Consider the following 978-nt stretch of genomic DNA (forward strand, 5'->3'; position numbering starts at 1 on the left):
GACGTCGATCAATACCGGTATGGATTCGAGACCATCATCGAGTCCGAGAAGGCTCCCAAGGGACTTTCCGAAGACACCATCCGGTTTATTTCAGCGAAGAAAAACGAACCGGCCTGGATGCTGGAGTGGCGGCTCGAAGCCTATCGCCGCTGGCTCACCATGCAGGAGCCGAACTGGGCGCGCGTCGATTATCCGAAGATCGACTACCAGGATCTTTATTATTACGCCGCGCCGAAGCCGAAGAAGGAAATCGCCTCGCTTGACGAGATCGATCCGGAAATCCTGAAGACCTACGAGAAGCTCGGCATTCCCCTGCGCGAGGTCGAGGCGCTGGAAGGCGTCGTTCGTCCCGAGGGCGAGCGGAAAGTCGCGGTCGATGCCGTGTTCGACTCGGTGTCGGTGGCGACTACGTTCCAGGAGGAGCTGAAGAAGGCCGGCGTGATCTTCATGCCGATCTCGCACGCCATCCAGCAGCATCCGGAACTGGTGAAGAAATATCTCGGCAGCGTCGTGCCGACCTCCGACAATTTCTTCGCGACGCTGAATTCGGCGGTGTTCTCCGACGGCTCGTTCGTCTACATCCCGCCGGGCGTGCGTTGCCCGATGGAGTTGTCGACCTACTTCCGCATCAACGAGCGCAACACCGGCCAGTTCGAGCGCACGCTCATCATCGCCGACAAGGGCGCCTATGTCAGCTATCTCGAAGGCTGCACCGCGCCGCAGCGCGACGAGAACCAGTTGCACGCCGCAGTCGTCGAACTGGTCGCGCTCGACGACGCCGAGATCAAGTACTCGACGGTGCAGAACTGGTACCCCGGCAACTCCGAGGGCAAGGGCGGCATCTACAACTTCGTCACCAAGCGCGGCGACTGCCGCGGCGCGCATTCGAAAATTTCGTGGACCCAGGTCGAGACCGGCTCCGCCATCACCTGGAAGTATCCGAGCTGCATCCTGCGCGGCGACAATTCGCGCGGCGAG

General features: G+C 60.9%; 1 protein-coding gene. It reads left to right on the forward strand.

The annotated features are described in order from the left end of the window. Nucleotides 1–978, forward strand: a 978-nt coding sequence (gene sufB / locus BGN91_RS12070; protein WP_292613460.1) for a Fe-S cluster assembly protein SufB, incomplete at both ends; no start/stop codon positions are given.

The sequence above is a fragment of the Nitrobacter sp. 62-13 genome, assembly GCF_001896955.1.
In the GTDB taxonomy this organism is placed as follows: domain Bacteria; phylum Pseudomonadota; class Alphaproteobacteria; order Rhizobiales; family Xanthobacteraceae; genus Nitrobacter.